General features: G+C 64.1%; 18 protein-coding genes. 9 read left to right on the top strand and 9 right to left on the bottom strand.

Annotation, left to right across the window (positions count from 1 at the left end; translation table 11 throughout):
- The first annotated feature begins 26 nt into the window (after positions 1-26).
- The 7 genes from ACZ1J6_RS25170 to ACZ1J6_RS25140 all read left to right on the top strand — a co-directional run bounded on the left by ACZ1J6_RS25170 (position 27) and on the right by ACZ1J6_RS25140 (position 5,812).
- Positions 27-335 carry an REDY-like protein HapK gene (locus ACZ1J6_RS25170; RefSeq protein WP_465128439.1) on the top strand — a complete coding sequence of 103 codons (309 nt, stop codon included), beginning with the start codon at positions 27-29 and terminating at the stop codon, positions 333-335.
- Positions 332-1,153, top strand: coding sequence for an SDR family NAD(P)-dependent oxidoreductase (locus ACZ1J6_RS25165; RefSeq protein WP_465128438.1), 822 nt, complete (start codon positions 332-334; stop codon positions 1,151-1,153). The genes ACZ1J6_RS25170 and ACZ1J6_RS25165 overlap by 4 nt, the downstream gene beginning before the upstream one ends.
- 1 nt (position 1,154) lies before the next feature.
- Positions 1,155-2,531 (top strand): MmgE/PrpD family protein, encoded by a 1,377-nt coding sequence (locus ACZ1J6_RS25160; RefSeq protein ID WP_465128437.1) that lies wholly within the window; start codon positions 1,155-1,157, stop codon positions 2,529-2,531.
- 132 nt (positions 2,532-2,663) lie between these two features.
- Complete coding sequence (locus tag ACZ1J6_RS25155; RefSeq protein WP_465128436.1) at positions 2,664-3,554, top strand: VOC family protein; 891 nt, start codon at positions 2,664-2,666, stop codon at positions 3,552-3,554.
- Between the two features lie 2 nt (positions 3,555-3,556).
- The gene (locus ACZ1J6_RS25150) at positions 3,557-4,402 is read left to right on the top strand and encodes an alpha/beta fold hydrolase (RefSeq protein WP_465128435.1); all 846 of its coding nucleotides are present in this window, start codon (positions 3,557-3,559) and stop codon (positions 4,400-4,402) included.
- Between the two features lie 3 nt (positions 4,403-4,405).
- Complete coding sequence (locus tag ACZ1J6_RS25145) at positions 4,406-5,068, top strand: hypothetical protein (RefSeq protein WP_465128434.1); 663 nt, start codon at positions 4,406-4,408, stop codon at positions 5,066-5,068.
- A gap of 15 nt (positions 5,069-5,083) precedes the next feature.
- Positions 5,084-5,812, top strand: a complete 729-nt coding sequence (locus ACZ1J6_RS25140) for a hypothetical protein (RefSeq protein ID WP_465128433.1) — start codon at positions 5,084-5,086, stop codon at positions 5,810-5,812.
- Positions 5,813-5,850: 38 nt separating this feature from the next.
- Here the strand turns inward: ACZ1J6_RS25140 and ACZ1J6_RS25135 are convergent, their stop codons facing one another.
- The 3 genes from ACZ1J6_RS25135 to ACZ1J6_RS25125 are packed head-to-tail and all read right to left on the bottom strand — an operon-like array spanning position 5,851 to position 10,450.
- A complete protein-coding gene (locus tag ACZ1J6_RS25135; protein ID WP_465128432.1) occupies positions 5,851-7,431 on the bottom strand; it encodes an FAD-binding oxidoreductase in 1,581 nt (526 codons plus the stop codon).
- Positions 7,428-8,759, bottom strand: a complete 1,332-nt coding sequence (locus ACZ1J6_RS25130; RefSeq protein ID WP_465128431.1) for an MFS transporter — start codon at positions 8,757-8,759, stop codon at positions 7,428-7,430. The genes ACZ1J6_RS25135 and ACZ1J6_RS25130 overlap by 4 nt, the downstream gene beginning before the upstream one ends.
- Entirely contained in the window at positions 8,756-10,450 is a 1,695-nt protein-coding gene (locus tag ACZ1J6_RS25125; protein ID WP_465128430.1) for an alpha/beta fold hydrolase, read from the bottom strand. Before ACZ1J6_RS25125 ends, ACZ1J6_RS25130 begins: the two co-directional genes overlap by 4 nt.
- A 261-nt stretch (positions 10,451-10,711) precedes the next feature.
- Here ACZ1J6_RS25125 and ACZ1J6_RS25120 point away from each other — a divergent pair, with 261 nt between their 5' ends.
- Both ACZ1J6_RS25120 and ACZ1J6_RS25115 read left to right on the top strand, forming a co-directional pair.
- The gene (locus tag ACZ1J6_RS25120) at positions 10,712-11,890 is read left to right on the top strand and encodes an MFS transporter (protein WP_465128429.1); all 1,179 of its coding nucleotides are present in this window, start codon (positions 10,712-10,714) and stop codon (positions 11,888-11,890) included.
- Positions 11,887-12,699 (top strand): GntR family transcriptional regulator, encoded by an 813-nt coding sequence (locus ACZ1J6_RS25115; protein WP_465128428.1) that lies wholly within the window; start codon positions 11,887-11,889, stop codon positions 12,697-12,699. The genes ACZ1J6_RS25120 and ACZ1J6_RS25115 overlap by 4 nt, the downstream gene beginning before the upstream one ends.
- 55 nt (positions 12,700-12,754) lie before the next feature.
- On the opposite strand, the gene ACZ1J6_RS25110 is transcribed toward ACZ1J6_RS25115, so the two are convergent.
- From ACZ1J6_RS25110 to ACZ1J6_RS25085, 6 genes are all read right to left on the bottom strand, one after another.
- The gene (locus ACZ1J6_RS25110) at positions 12,755-13,768 is read right to left on the bottom strand and encodes a zinc-dependent alcohol dehydrogenase family protein (RefSeq protein ID WP_465128427.1); all 1,014 of its coding nucleotides are present in this window, start codon (positions 13,766-13,768) and stop codon (positions 12,755-12,757) included.
- Positions 13,765-14,679, bottom strand: coding sequence for a polysaccharide deacetylase family protein (locus ACZ1J6_RS25105; RefSeq protein WP_465128426.1), 915 nt, complete (start codon positions 14,677-14,679; stop codon positions 13,765-13,767). Before ACZ1J6_RS25105 ends, ACZ1J6_RS25110 begins: the two co-directional genes overlap by 4 nt.
- Entirely contained in the window at positions 14,676-15,566 is an 891-nt protein-coding gene (locus tag ACZ1J6_RS25100; RefSeq protein WP_465128425.1) for a polysaccharide deacetylase family protein, read from the bottom strand. Before ACZ1J6_RS25100 ends, ACZ1J6_RS25105 begins: the two co-directional genes overlap by 4 nt.
- Positions 15,566-16,246 (bottom strand): isochorismatase family protein, encoded by a 681-nt coding sequence (locus ACZ1J6_RS25095; protein WP_465128424.1) that lies wholly within the window; start codon positions 16,244-16,246, stop codon positions 15,566-15,568. The genes ACZ1J6_RS25100 and ACZ1J6_RS25095 overlap by 1 nt, the downstream gene beginning before the upstream one ends.
- Before the next feature lie 119 nt (positions 16,247-16,365).
- Complete coding sequence (locus ACZ1J6_RS25090) at positions 16,366-18,582, bottom strand: TonB-dependent receptor (protein ID WP_465128423.1); 2,217 nt, start codon at positions 18,580-18,582, stop codon at positions 16,366-16,368.
- Between the two features lie 93 nt (positions 18,583-18,675).
- A complete protein-coding gene (locus tag ACZ1J6_RS25085) occupies positions 18,676-19,956 on the bottom strand; it encodes an MFS transporter (protein WP_465128422.1) in 1,281 nt (426 codons plus the stop codon).
- Between the last annotated feature and the right edge of the window lies 1 nt (position 19,957).

The raw sequence follows: 19,957 nt of genomic DNA, 5'->3' as shown, positions 1-19,957 counted from the left end.
GGCAGGCGACAAGGAAGGGAAGACGAATGCTGATTTTCGCGCTGTTCAATCTGAAGGCGGGCGTTTCGGTGGCAGACTATGAGGCCTGGGCCCGAGAGTCGGACCTGCCCACCGTCAATGCGCTGCCTTCGATCGAGAGCTTCCGCGTGTTTCGCACGACCGGCATGCTGGGCAGCGATGCGCCGCCGCCGTTCGGCTACATAGAGGTGCTCGACGTGAAGGACATGGACAAGTTGGGCACCGATGTCGCGACCGCCGCGATGCAGGAAGTGGCGGCCGCGTTCCAAGGCATGGTCGAAGTGACGTTTCTGACTACCGAGGAAATCACGGCATGAGGTTCGCGGGTAAAGTTGCGGTCGTTACTGGCTCGGGCCGTGCGGGCGGGCTGGGCGAGGCGATTGCACGGCGACTGTCGGAAGAAGGCGCGAAGGTCGTGATTTCCGACATCGGAGGCTCGCGCGATGCCGCGACGCCCGGTGCGATGATCGGCAGTTCGTCCGAGATGCAGCAGGTGGCGGCGTCCCTGCCGACTCATGCCTCAACATTTGTCTGCGATGTGCGCGATCCGGTCCAAGTCGCGGCGCTTGCCGACCATGCGGTCGAGAGGCATGGATCGCTTGACATCTGGGTGAATAACGCCGGTATCGGCTATATCATGAAGCCGCTGGGCGATGTGTCTGCGGAAGATTGGCGCGCCGTGATCGACGTCAACCTGACCGGCGCTTGGTTCGGCCTTCAAGCCGCTGCCGAGCGTATGATCCGGCAGCGGCGCGGCGGGCGGATCGTCAACATCGCCAGCCAGGCGGCAAAGTCCGGGTTTCCGCATGCCCAGGCCTATACGGCGTCCAAGCACGGACTCGTCGGACTGGTGCGGTCGGCCTCGATCGAACTGGGGCCGGAAGGCATTACCGTCAACAACGTCTGCCCCAACCACGTCACCACGGGGCTTGGCAAGTGGCAGAACGAGCACTTCGCCGAACTCCAGGGCGTCTCGGTGGAGGAGTACTTGCGGCGCATGGCAGCGCGCATTCCGATGGGACGGCCGGGCCTGCCACAGGATACGGCCGGCGCGGTCGCCTTCCTGTGCTCCGACGAGGCGGCTTATATTACCGGTGAAAGCATGAATGTCTCTGGCGGCGAGGAGCCGCACTGAAATGAGCGCGGCCGAAGCGGAAAACCCTGCGCATGTGCTGATCGACCATGCGCTTGCGCTGCGTTGGGAGTGGTTTTCGCATGACGTGCGGTGCATGACGTCGGCGTTCCTGCACGATAGTCTTGCGGTCGGGGTCGCCGGGCGGAACGCCGCCCACGCCGATGCGGTCCTGGCAATGGCGAAGGGATGGGGTGATGGTTCCGTAGCAGGCGTGCTCGGTCGTCCGGGCAGCAGGCTTCCGGCGCCTTCGGCCGCATTCGTCAACGCCTTTCAGATCCATGGGCAGGAATACGACTGCGTGCACGAGCCCGCCGTGCTTCATCCGCTGGCGACGGTGCTGGCGGCCCTGCTGGCCGAGGCCGAGCGCGGCGACCCGGTGAGCGGCGCGCAGTTTCTGGCGGCGCTTGTTGCGGGCGTGGACGTGGCCGTGACGCTGGGTATCGCCGCGCCGGACGCGCTCCAATTCTTCCGCCCGGCGACGGCCGGAATCTTTGGCTGCGTGGCGGCAATCGCCGCCCTGCGGGCGATGCCGCGCGAGACGACGCTCGATGCTTTCGGCCATGCGATGGCTTTCGCCTCGGGGACGATGCAGGCGCATTTGGAGGGGAAGCCAGCACTGCCTGTGCAGGTCGCCAATGCGGCGAGGAACAGCCTGGTGGCCATCGACCTGGCGCGCGGCGGGATGCCGGGCGTGGCGCATCCGCTCGATGGGCCGTTCGGCTATTTCGCGTTGATGGAAAAGCGCGCGGAACTGGTGGCTGCGCTCGCTCGGCTGCGGCAGGGACACCGGATCACCGAAGTCAGCTGGAAGCCGTTTCCCACCGGCCGGGCGGGACACGGCGGCATCGTCGCCGTTCAGCGCCTGATGGCGCATCAGGGCCTTGCTGCCGAAGTCGTGGAAAGCCTGGAATATCATGCCCCGCCATTGATCCACCGACTGGTTGGGCGACCCGCGAAGTCGGGCATGGAGCCTGGCTATGCGCGGCTTTGCCTGCCGTTCCTGGCAAGCGTGACGTTGCTGCGGGGAACGGTTTCGCTTGCCGATTTCCAGCGCGAAACCCTGGATAATCCGGCGGTGCTCGCGCTCGCGGCGCGCATTAGCGTGGTGGCGGACGACAATCCCGATCTTGCCGCTTTCGTACCCGCGCATGCCGTGGCCCGCACGACCGACGGGCGGCAGTTAGTCGAGAATGTGACAGCGCAGTTCGGCTCGCCCCAGTGGCCGCTCAGCGACGTGGAGCATCTGGACAAGATGCGCGGATGCTTGGCGTTCGCCGGGCTGGAAGATCGCCATGCGGCGCTGGCAGATGCAGTAGCCTGCTTGCCGGCAGCACCGGATGCGATGGCGGTACTGCACAGCAGCGGCGTGATCGGCTGAAGCCGGTCTCTCCGCGGTACGGATATCCTTGCCGCTGGACAGTCAGCCAGCCGGGCAAAGGTGCACCTTTCTCTCTTGCAATATGGCATATTATTATATCAAATAAACCGACAGGCCGGGCAGGGAGCCGAGATGACCTTACTCAAGTGTGCCACCCATGTCGTCGCGGACATTTCGGCGGCGATCGAACGGTACGAAACCTGGATGAGCTACCGCCTGGTGGATGAGGGCGTGGTCCCTGAAGACCTTGCCGCTGCTTGGCAGGCTCCGGCGAGCGCCGGCAGGGCCTACGCGGTGCTTCAGCCGGCGTCGGGAGAGGCTGTTTTCCTGCGCTTCGTCGAGGGCGAACCGGTGCCGGGCTATGCACCGATCCGCAGTTACGGCTGGGCGGCGATAGAACTCTGCGTTTCCGATGTCGAAGCCGTGAATGCGAAGATGATCGAAAGCCCGTTCGAGGTGATCGGTCCGCCCAAGGCGCTCGACGGCTTCGCCACGGTCAAGCCGATGCAGGTGCGCGGCGCCGATCTCGAGACGGTCTACCTCACCGAGATACTTCAGCCAGGGCCGGATACCGGCCTGCCGCAGCCGCGCTCGCTGGTCGATCGGCCCTTCATCATGGTCCTGGCTTGTCCCGACTTGCGCAAATCGGCGCAGTGGGTGGAGGAGGTGCTGGGCCTGCCGGTTATCGATCCGGTCGCAATCCGCTATTCGATGATCACCCTCAGCTTCGGTCTCGACGAGGATGCGAAGACCGAACTTGTCACGGCCAAGGGCGCCGGGCAGGTGTTCCTCGAACTCGACCAGTATCCTGAAGGTGCGAGCGAACGGCCGCGCCATCCCGGTGCCTTGCCGCCGGGCGTGGCGATCACGACAATGCTTCATCCCGACTTCGCGCGCCTCGAAGCGCGCTGGGCCTCGCCGCCGACGGTGCGCGAGGGGCCGCTCTACGGGGGGCGGCGCACAGGCGTGTTGCTGACACCCGAGGGGGCTTTGTTAGAAGTGATCGAAGGCGGAGCGCTTTGACGATGGCTACTCAAGTCCGCATCCGCCGCGGTTTTGCCGATCTTTCCCATGGCCAGACCCACTACCGCAGCGCCGGGGACAGGGGGCAGCCTCTGCTGATCCTTCATGCGTCGCCCGGCAGTTCGCGTCAGCAAGTGCGACTGATCGAGGACTTCGCCGGCGAGGCCATGGTCTTCGCACCCGATACGCCTGGCAATGGCGACAGCGATGCAGTCTCGGCCAAGGAACCCGAGATTACCGCGCTTGCCTTTGCCACGTTGGAATATCTCGATGCCATGGGCCTCGACCAGGTGCGCCTCTACGGTTCGCACACTGGGGCTGCCATCGCCGCCGAATTGGCGATTCTGGCCCCCGAGCGCGTCAGCCACCTCGTGCTTGACGGCGTAAGCCTGATGGAGGGGCCGGAGCTGGAGGAAGTGCTGGCGACATATGCCTTCCCCTTCGAGCCGGATCTGGACGGAGCCTACCTTGCTCGGTTGTTCCAGTTCTGCCGCGACCAGTACCTATTTTTCCCCTGGTATCGCCGCACCCGCGGGGGGCGCCGCGATGGTGGGCTGGGCAGCGCTGAGGATCTGCACGCCTGGGTCACCGAAGTGATGAAGGCGAGCACTACCTATCACCTCAACTACCGCGCCGCCTTTAAGTGGCCCGCCGACAAACGTCTGCCCCTTTTGCGCTGCCCGGTGCTGGTGACGGCGGCAGTCAACGATCCGCTTTACGAAGTCAGCGTGGCCCTGGCTCCGCTGCCGGCGGGAGGGCGCTTTCTGGAACTGCCGCGCTTCGACGATCCCGGATTCCGCGCCGCGCGCCACGATGCGATGGCCGCCTTCTTCGCAGGACATACCTGAGCCATGGATATTGGTCTTTCGCTCCTTACGCTTCTTCATATCCTGATCCCGGTTTACTGGTTGGGCGGGGACCTCGGTGCCTTTTACGGGTCGCGCTTCATGGTCGATCCGAAACGCTCGGTTCCGGAGCGGATGATGGCGCTGACCATTTTGAACAACATCGACATGGCCCCGCGCACGACGCTGATCCTGGCCTTTCCGACCGGCTTCGGCCTCGCGATCGCCAAAGGGTGGCTGGACCTGCCGGTAAGCTGGGGGATCGTGGCCGGGTTGCTGGGTTTGGCGTGGGTGGCGCTTGCCTGGGCCGTGCATCTGAAGCACGGACCGCAAGGGCAGGCGTTCAAGCGCTTCGATATTCTCGTGCGTTATTTCGTCTTGGCGGGGCTGGCGGCCACCGTCATTCTGGGCCTCGCCGGCCAGATCGCGCTTCCCTTGTTCATCATCCTCAAGATGTTGGCGCTTGGCGCCTGCATTACGCTCGGCCTTGTCGTGCGCCGCCAGCTAGTCCCCCTGTTTCCGGCAATCATCCAGATGCGCGAAAGCGGCCCGACGCCGGAAACTGACCGCGTGATCGCGCATGTCAACGGCCGTGCGCGCATCAGCGTCCTCACCATCTGGGGACTGGTGCTGATCGCCTGTTTCCTCGGCATTGCCACCCCGCTTTGAGCTTACGGAGAAACCATGCAACAGCATCGCACGATCAGCGGAAAGATCCTCTACACCTCCCGCAAGCCCGGCCGTGAAGGCCAGGAACGCGGACGCGAATGGTTCACCTTCACGCATCATACCGACGGCAAGCGCTCCTTGCGCGCCCGCTGCGAAATCGACGAGCCCGCTCCGAGCGTCCACCGCGACGTCGTCTACAGTCTCGACGAGAACGACCGGCCGATGGACTGCTTCGTGCGTCTTACGATCGGCGATAGGTTCATGGGAGCCGGCCTCTTTATCATCGGCAAGGATAGCGTGGAGTGCGAAAGCTACGGCCCTTCGATCGGGCGTATCTCGCAGACGATGCCCCTCGGCGGCGACTTCGATGGCTTCGGCACGCATCCGATCTCGGGCGACGCCTATATCACCAAGAAGATGGACCGCTCGCTCGGCTTGCATAAGCGCAATTTCCGCTGCTTCCTACCTTCGCCTGACCACCGCGGCGCTACGCCGCCGCTGATCGCGGAATCGAACATTGATCTTGGCTATGTGGGCGAGGAAACCGTTACCGTCGCGGCGGGGACGTTCGATTGCTACAAGTACCAGTTTACCGACGATGCCGGCGGCATGATCTCCGTCGATGGCCATGCACACCCGCCTTACGAGCTGTGGGTGACGGCAGACGAGGACGCGATCTTCGTGCAGGGCGGCGTCGGGGGCTACATGCAGACCTGGTACGAGCTGGTCGAACTAAGCCGCTGAGGCGGTTGACCGGGGCGGGCTGGGGAGGCTTCTCCGGCTCAGCCCAGCTCCAAGGCGCCCGGATTCATCAGGCCCTGCGGATCGACCGCGCGCTTGAGCGCTTCTAGCAGTCCACGCGCCTCCGGACGCAGAACCGAGGCATAGGGATAGGTCCGCCCGATCTGATTTGACGCTGCGCCGAGATCGGCGAACAGCGCGATCAGTTCGGCGCGCACTTCCATGACCACCGCACGCGCGTCCGGCGCGGCGGGAGGCTCGGTCAGCCGAGGGGAGGAACCGAGCACGTCGCGGTGCAGCGGCAGCCAGGCATCGCGCCAGTTGAGGACTGGTTCGTAGCTGAAGGCATGAGTTCCCATGACTGTCAAAAGGCGCGAGACGGTGATGCCATGGGCGTCGAAAGCGAGCTTGTGGCGCGCGAGCAGCGTCTCGACCGCTTGGGTCAGGCGCATCGCCTCGCTGTGCGGGACTTTGGCATTGAGGGCGATCCAGCGATCAGCCTCGGGGCCGAGTATCATTCCCGCGACGGGCGCGAACAGGTCGGCCCTGCCAGCGCGGGGGATGGAATCGTTCAGTTCGCGGCCCCCGAACCGCGTGGCGATATCACGCGCGGCGGCAGTGTCCGCCTTGACCGCCGCGTGGCTGCGTCCGGCGAGGACGAGGTGCAGCGAATGGCATCCGGCATCGATGAATGTCCGCCCGGCCATCGCCAGTTTCGCGCCTGCTTTCAGGCCCTCGACCAAGCCGCGCTCCTGCCGGACGACTTTGGCGAGGACCCGGGCATCGCGGGCGAGGTCGGCAGGCCCGGAGAGGGCAATGCGCGTCTTGTCCGGGTCCATCAGGTAGGCGTCCTCGGCCAGGTCACCGCGTGCGATCTCGCAAAGTGCGGCGATGCCGTCTGCCTGACTCCTAAAACCGAAAGAAAGGTAGTCCTTATGGCGCGGTGCGCGGATTAGCCGCAAGCTCACGCGGGCCTTGATCCCGAGCGCGCCGGCATCGTGTACGAAAAGGCCCGTCGTGTCTGGGCCGAAAGTGCGCAGGAAAGGAAGCGGCGCCCGCGCCACCGACTGCTGGCCCGTGTGGAGAATAGATCCGTCTGCCAGCACGATTTCCATGCCGACGACTGCCTCGGCCGCCGAGACATGGCGTGCCGTGCCTAGGAACAGCGCGCCGTTGGACAAGCCACCGCCCACCGTGGCGCGGCTTCCCGAGAAGGTGCCGAAAAACGGAAGGCGCAGGCCGAGCGGCGCCAGAGCTTCGTGGATCTGCTTCCATGTCGTCCCGGCCTCGACGGTCACGATCATGTCCTCTTCGCTCACCGAGAGAACGCGGTTAAGCCGGGAAAGGTCGATCGCAGCGAAGCGGCGGCTAGCGGGCGTATAGCCGCGCACATAAGTCAGACCACCGCCGCGCGGGGCCATCGCGATTCCGGCCTGCCCGATAAGGCCAACCGCCTCCGCCAATGCCTCTACCGTGTGCGGGCGCACCACGATCGCGCAGTCTGCGCCTTCGCAAAGCAGGTCCGAGCCATGGAGGCGCAAGTTTTCCCTATCGGTGAGCAGACCCTCGTTGCCCAGGACGCTTCGGAGTGATGCCAGCAGCGGTGCGAGGTTGGAGGTCATAGGGCAGGCTCCGATACGGCGAGATCAGCGGCGGCTTCACGGAAGCTGCGCCGCGCCGCCATCAAGATCAGGAACGCGCCGAGACCACAGACGAAGAACACACTGCCAAGCGACCAGGCGATGCCGGTTTTTTCGGTGAAAATGGTGTCGGACAGGAAGCCTACAATGAAGTTGCCCGCTGTCAGCGCGACGAGGCCGGAGGCGATCGTCTGTAGCGCCATGACTTGCGCGCGCAGGGTGTTAGGGGTGATCTGCGCAAAACCGGAATAGACTGCCGAGGTGTTCCAGTTGAGGAAAAGCGCGTTGAGAAGATATCCAGTCAACGCAAGGCTGCCGCTGGGCGCCAGGCAGGCGAGCGTGCCAAACACGGCCATGGAGGCGGCGCAGCCCATGGCGCAGAGGATCGGGGCGTCCCTGTGGCCCCGCCGAGCCAGCCAGGCGATCACCCAGCCACTGTTCACCGCCGCGAAGATCGACACCGGCAACCCGTAAGTGCCAAGGATCTTGCCCGTTTCCGCCGCTCCCCAGCCGTGGACGCGGATGAACAATGCTGGGAACCAGCCGACGATGGCGTAGACGCAAACGAGGTTGAGCACAGACCCGAGCATGAACAGCGCAAAGGCGCCGGGGCGCTCGGCAAACAGGCGCAGGATCGGGCGCAGGCTGAGCGGTTCGGTGATGCGGGCCCCGCCCTGCCGAAGTGGTTCGCGGGTGCTCACCAGGAGGACCATTGCCAGTATCAAGCCTGGTGTGCCGCAAAGTACGAACACGACCTGCCATGGCTGCATGTTACCAAAAAATGCCGGCATCCCGGCGATCAGTTCGTCTGCCCAGTCGAGGAACATGCCGCCCAGCGCCATCGCTGCCGCCGTGCCGAGCGAACTGCCGGTCACGAACAGGCCGTAAGCCTTGGGACGCACGCCGGGGGCAAAGTAGTCAGCGATCAGCGATGTCGCTACCGGTACCAGCGCGGCCTCGCCAACGCCTACCATCATGCGGGCCGCGAAGAGTTCGTGGAAGGTGGTGGCGAGCGAACAGCCGATCGTCGCCAGGCTCCACAAGGCAAGTCCGCCGACCAGGATCGGCACGCGGCGGGAACGGTCGCTGAGCATGCCGAGCGGCAGGCCCAGAACGCTGTAAACCACGCTGAAGGCCATGCCCTGGAGTAGCCCGAACTGGGTGTCGTCGATGGCGAGTGACTCTTGCAGTGGTTCGATAAGCAAGGCGATCGACACCCGGTCGAGGATTGCCAGCGCATAGGCCAGAGTGAGGAGGGCGAGGATGGACCAAGCGTAGGACCGACGCGGCCAGACGACCTCGGCGCTCACCGGGTCACCCCGACCGGCGCAGCGACGGGCCTGGCGAGCGCGGCTGCCAGCACAGGGGCGGCCTCCGCGCGATTGGGGGGAAGGGCAATGGTGCGGCTGCTCGGCACCTGTTCGGCGATCTTCTGCGCCTCGCGCTGTGCCGGGTCGTCACCAAGAAAGAACAGCGTGGGCACGCCGACTTGGGCCCAATCGGACGCGCTTGTAGCACCGAGGGCAGCGATAACGCTGTCGCCATAGGACCGCCGCTGCTTGAGGATGCCGGTGAGCGCGGCTTGCATCGCTTCGGGTTCGGGGAGAACGGCGTTCTTTCGCGCGGCGGCCTGCGAACGGTCGAACCACGGCCACTGGATCTGGCTGTCGCGAAGCATGTGCCAGATGCAGTGGAGGTGCGTGCCGGCCTGAGGGTCGAAGGCGATGTCCGGGCAGATCGCGATGGCAAGGGCGTCGTCGCGATCCAGTGGCGGCGCGCCGTGGATCGCCAGCGTGCGCACCCGCGCGGGATGGCGTGCGGCCAGTCTGGCACCGATGGGAGCGGCGAGATCCACGGCGAGCACGTCCATTGGGCCCATATCCGACCCCTCGATCAGCGCGGCGAGGCTGTCTGCCATGGCATCGGCGCCGGGGTCCGGAAGGGGGGCGGAGTCGCCGAAGCCCGGCAGGTCCGGCACCAGTATCGGCCGATCGACGCCCAGCGCCCGCGCCCACTCCATCGCTTCGAGCGTCGAGGGCGCCGATAGCACCAGCAGCGGTCGGCCAGTCGCGGCGCCGCCCTTGCGCCAGTGGAGCTGGCCATGCGGCAGCTCGACATATCCGCGCGCGGTTGAAATGTCCGGGCACGGTCGATCCCCCGCTTCAAGGCATGCGGCTTTCGCCAGCGTGGTCACCAGCCAGTCGAGCCATTCGCCCCGGTCGCTGCCGAGGCGCTTGACTGAAAGCATCGGATTGTGCGCCAAGGGCACTTGCTCGAGGGAACCGTAAAGCACGTCGTCGCTCTTGGCTGCGACCAGCGTAGGCACCTTGACGGCCAACAGGTCTTCCATCGGGCTCCAGCGCATTGCGGCGGCATAGGCGTCCGAATAATGCGGTCCGGCGCTGAACAGATCGATACAGTAGTTTTCCAGCCATTCGGCGCTCGGCGGGTCCATGGCAATGCGGGCTTCTGCCTTGCGTGAGAACCACGGGAACCAGCGCAGCATGTCGCGGAGGTGGACCCATTCGGAGGCGAGATAGGCTCCATCTGCATCGGGCCGGAAGGGACGCATATAGGCCTGAATGAAACTTTCGGGGGCCGGCGCTGGCGGAATTGCGAGGCCGTCCAGTACAAGGAGTGGCATCTTTCCGCCGCGCGCAGCCAGCGCCAGCGCGATCTTGGCGCCGGTGTGGGGGGCGTAGAGCGGCGCGCGTTCCAGTCCGAGTGCCGCCAGCGTATGTCCCAGGGCCTCGGCAAAGTCGGGGATCGTGGGGTCGCAGCCCGGCAGCGAGTCCGAATTGCCGTAGCCTGGCGTGTCGAGCGCGAAGACTCGAAACCGGCTGGCGAGCATTTTCATCGCAGGACTGTGCAGGCGCGAAGATCTGGGAGAATCGTGCAGCAGGACCACCGCTGGGCCCTCACCGCAAACCCGGTAATGCATTTGCCGGCCGCCTGCGGTGACGTAGCGGCATGCGATAGCCGTGGCGGTCGTGGTGGTCATGCAGCCCGTCCTTCCTTCGGCTGCTGCTCAGGGTAGCAGCATGTCAATATGTTATATGAATATAACCAATACTCTGTCAGGATCACCGCGAAGTCCAGTGCCAGGCACACCCCGTCCGACAGGCGAGCAAGAGTGAGGTCGAACACGATGCCAACCCCTTCCCCGGTTTTCGCGGCAGCACCTTTGGACCAGGCGGGGAACGCTTCAGCGAGCCTTCCCGCGCGCGACAGTGCGGCCGGTTGGGTCGTGGTCTTTGCAGCAATGATCGGATTGGCAATGGGGCTGAGCCCGCTGCCTTTCTATACCGCGGGCATGTTCGCGCCGGAACTGCAGGGTGCTTTTGGCTGGAGTTTCGCCTCGTTGATGGGCGCGATCACCGTGCAGTCGCTGGTGGTCATGGCGACTGGACCGCTGGCCGGTCTTGCGGTCGATCGCCACGGACCGCGACCGGTGGCACTGGTCTCTCTGGTACTGTTCGGGCTGACGTTCATGAGCCTTTCGCTCAGTAACGGCAATCTCTGGGTCTATTACGCCCAGTGGGTGCTGATGTCTGTTGTCGGAGCGGGCACGCTGACGGCGACCTGGATGTATACGGTCAACGGCTGGTTCGAGAAGCATCGCGGTCTCGCGATCGGCGTCGCGAGCACCGGAACCGGCATCACCGGCTTTCTGGTCAAGCCTTTTGCGGCTTGGCTCATCGGCAGTTTCGGCTGGCGCGGTGCTTTCGTGGCGATCGGTGCGCTGCCTATCGTGATCGGCGTGCCGGTGGTGGCGATGCTGTTTCGCGAGCGCGGTGTCCGCCCCGCCGCCAGGACCGCCACCTCCGACATGACAGAGGTCGGAATGACGCTGCGAGAAGCTCTGCGCGAACGTCGTTTCTGGATTATGGCCTTCGCGTTCCTGCTGATCGCCTTCGCGCTGACTGCGCCGACGCCTAATCTGGAAAACATCCTCAAGACACGCCATTTCGCGCTGGCGCAGATTGGCGCGATCACAGCTGGGTTTGGCCTTTCAGTAATAGCCGGACGCGTGATCGGCGGCTGGCTGCTCGACCGTTTCTGGGCGCCGGGCTGCGCGCTCGCGATCCTGGCGCTACCGGCAACCGGCAGTTTCATGCTCGCGCATCCGCAAATCGATACGACCAATGCCGTGCTGTCCGTCATCGCGCTTGGCCTTGGCGCGGGGTTCGAATTCGACCTGCTGGCCTATCTGATTGCCCGCTATTTCGGCCGCCGCAACTACGGGACGATCTATGGCTGCTTCTATACCGTAATCGCGTTCGGGGGCGGGCTTGGACCGGTGGTCTATGGCTGGGCGTTCGACACGATGGGCCGCTACGATGCCGCGCTGATGGCCGGGGTCGGTTGCCTCGTCGTGGGCGGAATAGCGCTGCTGGGAATGGGCCGCTATCCGCTCTGGAGGGAAGCCGCTGCGCCTTGACTAAGCGGAAGTTGGCTCCGAAGAGCAAGAACGGCGCCGCCCGGCCCGAAATCGCCTCGTGGGGGAATGACGTGCTCGATCGCGATGCGGCTGTGCCGCTCTATCACCAAATCTACCTGATGCTGCGCGACGAGATTCTCAGCGGCCAGCGTCCCTATGGCAGCGCCATGCCCACCGAGGCGGAGGTTTCCGATCTTTACGGCGTGTCGCGCATCACCGCCCGCCGCGTGCTGGGCGATCTTGCCGAGCAGCACTATGTCGAGCGCAAGCGCCGTCTCGGCACGCGGGTGATCTTCAAGTCCCCGGCCAAGCCGCTGGAGGCGAACATCAATCAGGCGGTGGATTCGCTTTTGGCGCTGGGCGAGGGAACGACCGTCAATGTCATTTCGGTCGAGACCCGGGAAGCGACCGCCACCGTCGCCAGCGCTCTACACTTGGACATGGGCTCCCCAGTGGTCCGGGCGGTCCGCGTGCGCTGTCTGGACGGTGTGCCGATCGGCTATGTCGTCAGCTATGTGCCCGGGGCGCTGGGTTCGATCATCAACGAAAGCTCGCTGGTGCGTGCGCCGATCTTGAAACTGCTCGAAGAGGCCGGCCACCGTGCCAAGCATGCCGAGCAGACCATCGGTGCCATGCAGGCCGACGTGCTGTGTGTCGAACGGCTTCACGTCGAACCGCTCTCCGCCATTCTACGCATCACCCGCACGGTCTATGATGCCGAGGACAAGCCGTTTCTGCGTACTTACGCGCATTACCGCTCGGACCGCTTCAACATCCGAATGGACCTGCAGAACCCCGGCGCCGATTGAGAAAGGCGCCGGGCCGCTTAGGCGGACCGGCGCCTTTCCGGGATCACTTGCAGACTCAGGAAACCCGGATCAGGACTTTGCCGAGATGGCTGCCGGACTTGAGGTATTCGCAGGCCCCCAGCGCCTCGTCGAACTCAAATACCCGGTCCACCACCGGAGCGAAGGGATTGGCCTCCATCGCTCGCAGCAGCCGCACGAGCATGCCCCGGCTGCCTGCCGCTATGCCCTTGATGGTGAGGTTCTTGCCGATGATCGCGCCGTAGTTGGGCAGGGGGCCGTCTCCCGCGCCGGCACCGATGACGACGATCCGGGCATTGACCGCGCAGGCGTTGATCGACTGAGGCAGGGTGTGCTGGCCGCCGGTCTCGACGACCACGTCCGCCCCGCGGCCGCCGGTCTGCTTGGCCAGCTCCGCAGCCCAATCGGGATGCTTGGCGTAGTTCACGGTATAGTCCGCGCCCGCCTTGCGCGCCAGTTCGAGCTTTTCGTCGCTGGAAGAGGTGATCGCGACGAAGGCTCCGTTGGCCTTGGCGATCTGGAGCGCTGCCATGGCGACCCCGCCGGTGCCGAGCGCGACAATGAGGTCGCCGGCCTTGGCTTGGCCGATCTCGACGACTGCGTGCCACGCCGTGAGCGTGGCGGCGGCCAGCGGGGCGGCCTGCTCGTCGGTCAGGCTGTCCGGCACGCGGATCAGTGCCGAGGCCGGAACTTTCAGGTATTCGGCCATCCAGCCGTCCTGCGTAATGCCGACATCGGAGCCGAAATAGCGCATGTCGAACGGGCCGTCGTGCCAGGCGATGAAGTGCGAAAGGACCGCGCGGTCGCCCACGGCGATCCCGGCGGCACCTTCGCCCAGCGCGACGACTTCGCCGATCCCTTCGGAGAACGGCACACGCTCTTCCGGCTTCTTTGCGCCGTAGCGGCCTTCGAGTATTTGCAGGTCGCGGTTGTTGAGCGAGACGTAGCGGACCTTGAGCACCGCCTCACCGGGCCCTGCCACGGGATCGGGGCGGGTTACCGGGGTAAGCGAGGACAGGCCGTCCTGCGCGCCGAGTTGATAGGCTTTCACATCTGGCTCCTGAAGCTGTCGAAAATGTCCGATCCGCGCGCGAACCACGTTTCCGGGCGTACGGCGAGGTCTGCCAGCAGGCGCTCCAAAGCGTCCATGCGGTAAGGCAGGCCAATGATATAGGGCGTGAGATGCAGCGGGAGCAGGCGAGCGCCCTGGGTCCTCGCCTCGGCGCTCAGCCAGTCGTGGGCGTCGAGCACCTGCTCGGCATAGCTGTCGACCGACTGTTGCTGGACGTTGAGAATCTGTCGGTCCGACAGTTCGTGGTTGAGCGGTAGATTGACAAGGCCATTGGCGAAAGCCCAAGGCACCTCGTCGTTCGCCCAGTCGCAGCAATATTCGATTCCCGCCTCGACCAGCAGGTCGGGCGTGGCGAAGCTCTGCGAACGGGCGACCGAGAGCCAGCCGCGCGGGGCTGTGCCGGTGACTTCGGAAAGCGCGGCGATGCTGTCGCGGATGAGGGCGCGTTCGTCCTCAATTGGCAGCGTGGAGGCGATCGTCCCGTTCATGTCGGTCGAATGAGCGATGACCTCGTGTCCGGCGTCCACTACGTCTCGAATGATCGAGGGATAGCGTTCGGCGATCGCGCCGTTTGCCGCGACCGAAACTTTCACGCCGGTCTTCGCAAAAGCGTCGAGTAGGCGGTAGAAACCAACCCGCGTTCCGTATTCGCGTGAGGTGTAGTGGCGGTAGTCCGGATAGGCCGTCTGCATGTGTCCCGGTGCGCGGAACGGGGTGTCGTTCGGCGTGATCGGAAACCATTCGAGGCTGACGACGATCCATGTCGCGACGCTCTTGCCGCCGGGCCATGCCAGCGGCTTGCGGCTGGGCAGCATGCTGTAGGGATAGAGATCGTGGTCGTAGCCAAGGCGGCGCGCGGGATATTCGAGATAGTTGGGGTCGAGGGTCATACGGCCGCCTCCCTGGTCTGAACGGCTCTCCACGCATCGGCAATGTCGCCTGAGCGCGTGATCCAGGCGCGGCCGTCCGCGGCGATGTGGCGCAGGACTTCCTCGAAAGGACCGATGCGGTGTGGCTGGCCGATGAGATAGGAGTGCAGGGGGATGCACATCACCGTGCCCGAAGGTTCGGCGGCGAGCCGTTCGTACTGGCGGATCAACGTGTGCGCGTACTCGCGCGGGCTCATGTTGTAGATGAAGAAGCCGTAGTGGTCGTTGACCTCCAAGCTGTAGGGCATAGAGATCAGGTCGCCGCTGGCCGTGTTCACGCGCTGGGGCTGGTCGTCATGATAGAGGTCGCAGGTATAGTCGAGCCCGTATTCGGCGATAAGGTCCAGCGTGCGCGGGGTATGTGTAAGCGCCGGGGCGAGCCATCCGCGGATCGTCTGACCGGTGGCCTCGCGCACGGTGCGGATCGAATCCTCGATGATCGCACGCTCCTGCGCCTCGTCCATGCTGTAGGAATAGCGCGTGTTGTAGATGCCGTGACTGAAGAATTCCCAGCCGCGCGCATGGGCGTCCGCCACCACCTCGGGGTGGTGCTGACACAGCGCCACCGAGAGACTGACTGAGCCGGGAAAGCCGTGCTTGGTCATGACTTCGGCCATACGCCAGTGACCAACGCGGTTGGCATGGTCGCGGTGGGAATAGCCGACAACGTCCGGATGCGGCTTTGCCCAGGTCTTGCGGTGGGGGTTCACGGGCGGATCGATCTCGTAATATTCGAGATTGGGCGAGATCCAGACGGCGACTTTCTTCTCCCCTGGCCATGAGTATGGCGTCCGGTCGCGATAGGGCGCGAAGTCGTAGAGCCCGGGGTCGGCTTGTCCCTCCTGCATCAGCGGGCCTCCAGCCAGTCGATCACGGCCTGCACGGGCTCCACGTCCGCATATTTGAGTTGGAGGTCGGTGAGATTGGCAAAGTGGTAGCTCTCGTGCTTGTCAGCGCAAGTCTCAATCGGGACGATGGTGCGGTAGCCGCGGCTCAGGCTGTCGACCGCAGTAGCGCGGATGCAGCCCGAAGTGGAGCCGCCGGTAATCACCAGGGTATCTACCTTGTGCCAGACGAGCAGACTTTGCAGCGGCGTTTCGAAGAAGGCCGAAGGCATGCGCTTGGTGTAGATCATGTCGGCGGCATCGATCTCGCAGCGCTCGTCGAAAGCGTGGCGACGGCTGTCGTACCTAATGTTCTGGAGCGAATCCGGCGTGTTCGTGCGTGTGCCCCAGACACCGGCATCGCTGGCATCCTGGGTATAGGCGACGTGGGTCCAGATCACCGGCATGCCCTTGGAGCGTGCAAGTGCCGAGATCGTGTTGGTATGCTCGATCTGGCGGGGATCGGTCTCGTAGGCGGTCTTGAACTCGTCGATCCGGGTATAGGCGTTCTGGAAATCGACGTTCACGATCGCCAGTTTCTCGCCGAAGCCGAACTTCGTGCGGGCGGGGTTCGCCATGACTTCCTCGAAGATCTGCCGCGCGGTCTTGCCGTCGCTGACCATCCGGGTGCCGACGATGCTCATGGGAAAATACCTCGTTCTTGGGGAAGGATGCCCCCGCGATAGGAGCGTGCCAGCCGCGCGGTGTCCGCTGGGAGGACCAGCCTGTCCGACCTGCGGACACCGCGCGGTGATGCTGAGCGTCAGATCTGGAACTTGAGTCGCACCGTGTAGCGGCGCGGATCGCCCGGGAAGAGCGAGATGAAGTTCGCGGTGACCGTCTTCTGGTCGGTGAGGTTGGAAACCTCGAAGGCGATCTTCATCTTCTCGTCCATCGTGGTGTAGCTTACGGCAGCGTCGATATAATCTTCGGTCTGTGTCGTTGCAGTGTTGAGCACGGCGATCCAGTAAGGTGAATTGTGCCGCCATGTGGCAGAAGCGCCCAAGGTTCCGGCCAGAGCCTCGACCGGCACGTCATAGGCCGCGCCGCCGCTGAACTGGAACTTCGGCACGCGCACCGGCCTGAAGGCGGTGGTGAGAGTGGTCGATGTCGGAACAATGTAGGTGTATTCGCCGTGCATCAGTGACGGATTGGCGAACAGGCTGAGATAGCCAAACTTCGCCGTGCTCTCGATTTCGATGCCATAGGCTTCGAAAGTGCCGGCATTGAAAGGCAGCTGGGAGATCGTGCCGGTGATCGGGCTGGTGACGGCAGCGGTGACCTGCAGATCCTTAGTCTTCGCGTAGTAACCCGTCGCGTTGAAGCGCAGCTTGCGATCGAACAGTTCGGACTTTATCCCGCCTTCGAACGACCAGGTCTTCTCGGGATCGAACAGCACGGCGTTGAAAGGCGCCGCCGCGCCGCCGTTCCAGCCGCCCGACTTGAAGCCATTGGTGGCAGAGGCGAAGATCATGACGTCGGGATTGATCTTGTAGTTGACTGCCAAGCGCGGCGTAAACTTGCGGTAAGTGCGTTTGAGCGGAATGCCATAGGCGGAGACGGCGGCGCTGTCATAGCCGAAGCCCGGAAATTCCTCGGAAGCGAGATATCCCACCTTCTTGGTCTCGATCGTATAGCGTCCGCCGGCCGTCAGGGTGAGCTGATCGGTCAAGTCGAAGTCCGCCTGTGCGTAGACAGCGCCGGTTTCGGTCTTTGGCAAGAGATGCTGATCCTGGACCAGCCGGAACGCGGTGCTCCCACCAGAGAAGCTGGTCTGGCGGTCGTCCGACTTTTCATTGAGGTAGAACAGGCCGGTGACGAGATGAACGCGGTCGCCGAAGAGGTCGGCGTTGTATTTAAGTTCGCTGGACCACTGCTCATGCGTGCCGTTGTCGGTGATGATATAGCCGGCGTACTTGTTGGCTGCGCTGGCATTGTACTCGGTGATATAGCCCTGATCGAGATGGCGGTAGCCGAAGATGTAGGTCAGTGAGCCGTTGTCGAGTTCGTAATTCGCATTGGCGCTAATCGCCACGTTCTCGGAAAGGTTGCAATTGCCGGCGCCCACCGAGAGCAGTGTGGCGACATTGTTGTCGGTGCAGCTCGTCGTCGGCAAGCCCGAGGCGGATTCGTAAAAGACCGGGCGCGTGGTGGCACCGGCAATATAGGGGTTCGTGCCTGGGACATTGCGAAGGCCAGTGTAGGTTCCCGAATTGCGGGTATATTCGGCGGCGAGGTCGATAGTCAGGCGGTCGGTCGGCAGCAGTCGCACGTCGCCGCGCAGTCCGTAGCTGCTTTCACCATTGAACCAGTCGCCGGTGGTGATGTTTTTCAGATAGCCCCGGTCCTGCACGACGTAGCCCGAAAACTTGGTGAGGACCTGGTCAGTGAGTGGCAAGTCGGCGGTCGCCTTGACGGTGTAGCGCTCGTAAGAGCCGCCGGTCACCTCCATCTTCATGCCTGCCGTGTCGGATGGCTTGCGCATGATGACGTTGATTGCACCGCCCGTGGTATTGCGACCGAACAGGGTTCCTTGCGGACCACGCATGACTTCCACGCGCTCGGTATCGAAGAAGGCATAGTTATTGGCGTTCTGGCGGGCCACGTAGACGTCGTCGACGTAAGTCGTCACTGGGGCATCGAACGTGGGGGTCGACTGGCTGTTGCCCAGTCCCCGCAAGTAATAGGCATTCGCGGATGCAAGGCCGGCGTTGTGCTGCGAGACCATGCCGGGAACGAACTTGGACGTGGAGATCGCGTCGTTGACGTTAAGGCGCTCCAGCATGGCCTCATTGAACGCGGTGACCGTGACCGGAACGTCCTGCAGCTTTTCCTGGCGGCGCTGCGTGGTGACGACGATGTCTTCGAGCCCGCCGGTCTTTGCGCCGGTTTGCGCGGGTGCTTCCTGGGCCGCAGCCTGAGCGGAGATCAGGCTGAGCGGGATGAGTATCGTGGAGAGGAGCAGTCGGTAATCGGTCATGGCGATTCCCTCATGGAATGGCGACCATTCGCCGACGCATATTGGTATATTCATATAACAATATGTCAATTGGTAGGCGCGGCCGTGTCCAATTCAGGAAAATCGCGGATATCGCCCGAGTAGAAGGAAGCCGGCGGCACTGATGGGCAGGATCGCGGCGCACGTCACAAGCGCAGGATTGAAATTGTGAGCAGCGTCGCGAATCATCCCGAAGACAAGCGGCGCGAAGCCTGCTCCCACGGTGAAGCAGACGTAGAACAGCCCGTAGATCGCGGCGTAGGCTCGCATCCCGAAGTATCGCGCGGTTAGATAGGCGACGACGTCGAATTCGACGCCGAGAGCAAAGCCGATGAGGAAAATCGCGAAGCCGGCGGTGGTCGGTTCGAGATGTCCGGCCGACAGGATCAAGCAGGATGCCACAGGAACGCTGAGGATAACGAAAGCAACGGCGGGTGCCCAGAACCGGTCGAGCAGGAAGCCGCCGACAAGCCGACCGCTAATTGATGCCAGACCGATGAGCGGCGTAAGCCGGACGATAGTGGCAGGGTCGAGGCCCTTGTCGCTCAGAATCGATTCGAGGTTGGGCGGCGTGCCCGCCAGCGCGAATGACAATGGGATCAGGAGCATCGCGATCAGCCAGAAGCGCCACTGGCGCAGCGCTTCCCCGCGTGTAAAGCCGGAAACGGGGGCGATCGGCGCGCCACTGCCGCTCCGGCGGTGGTCGGTACCGGATGGATCGCGGAACAGCAGCACCGTCACTGGCGTCGCGAAAAGCAAGGGCAGGCAACCAAGCGCTGCATAGCCGGTACGCCAGCCATAGTCGCCGATCACCCAGGCAAGGATCGGCTTGCAGGCTATGCCGAACAGGCCGGTGCCCATCATGGCGATGCCAAGAGCCAGCCCGCGATTCCGGTCGAACCATCGGTTCACTGTGCGGGTGAAGGTGATCGGCAGGCTCCCCGCGCCAACGGCAGCGGCTAGGCCCCACGTGACGTAATACTGTGTTAGCGAGCCGTTCAGCGTGGCGAGGGACAGGTAGGACAGCCCGAACAGGGCGAGCGAAGTCGCTGCAACGGGCCTTGCGCCGAAGCGCTCGCACAGCAGCCCGGCTACGGGGGCAGCCACGAGGAGGGCGAGTGTCGTGATCGTCAAACCACCCATGATCTCGCCCATAGACCACCCGAATTCGCGGGCCAGATGCGGGGCGAAGATGCCGAAGGTGTAGAACGGCAGCGAAACCAGGCCGCTGCCTATGCCGATCAATGAGGCCAGCAGGATCGTCCAGCCACGGGCGAACTCGCCATCGACACCGGTCTCGGCACTTGTCTCGTATCGAGGTGCGAAAGCGGCGTGTTCGATCCGGTCTGTCTGCAAG

It is taken from the genome of Novosphingobium sp. BL-S-21, assembly GCF_055521655.1.
This window is presented reverse-complemented; position numbering and strand designations above follow the sequence as displayed.